Source organism: Ferrovum myxofaciens (assembly GCF_000735045.1).
Taxonomy (GTDB): Bacteria; Pseudomonadota; Gammaproteobacteria; order Burkholderiales; family Ferrovaceae; genus Ferrovum; species Ferrovum myxofaciens.
In genome coordinates this window covers 1-667 of record NZ_JPOQ01000180.1, presented here as the reverse complement: position 1 = coordinate 667, position 667 = coordinate 1, and the positions used below count along the sequence as shown (strand labels likewise).

General features: G+C 56.8%; 1 protein-coding gene. It reads right to left on the bottom strand.

All coding sequences use genetic code 11. From position 1 onward, the window contains the following. Positions 1 to 42 precede the first annotated feature (42 nt). Positions 43 to 667 (bottom strand): hypothetical protein (locus IV91_RS18055; RefSeq protein WP_233418470.1); only part of this gene is annotated, 625 nt, incomplete at its 5' end.

Genomic DNA, 667 nt, shown 5'->3' with positions numbered 1-667 from the left:
CCCCCTGGCTAGCGCCATCTTGTGCGTGACGAGGCCCCTCATTTATTGATCCTCAGTGAGCGTGCTCAGAGGAGCCAGCCAGCGCATTACCTGGGTCATCGAATCCTGCAGAAGAGTGCTCTTGGTCGCTGTGCGTGCAGAGCAACGATGCAGTAATTCACCGGGCAGAGAATGGGCTTCCACCGGGGGGAGAAATCGACCGCGCAGGGTCTGCCATACCGGAGTCAGGATGAATTCTGTCAGCCACCATTGACGCCAGCGCCGGAGGGTCTGGATGGGAACCCCGAAGTGTTGAGAGAGTTTATTGCTTCGCCTCAGGGGCAGGCCATGACACAGAGCGGTGACCAGAAGCACCGTAGCACCCCAATAAACCCGGCGTCCCAAAAAGCGTACCGAGGCGGGAGTGCAACGGCGGCGGCAGTGCCCACAACAGAAACTGAAGCGGATCTTCTCCTCTATCCAACTCGAGGGTGCATCGCGAGGTTTGCGTTCGTAGTGAGTTTGATGAAGGGGACCCCCGCAATGGAGACACCCTCGCAAACGGATCGTGGCGGCATGATCCTGATCGATACGCAACAGAAATTTGAAAAAGGATGGATTCTGAAGGATGGTTTGGCACATAATGGGAGGGTCTTTAGTTGGGAAACCAAAGACTCGCCCTTGAGGG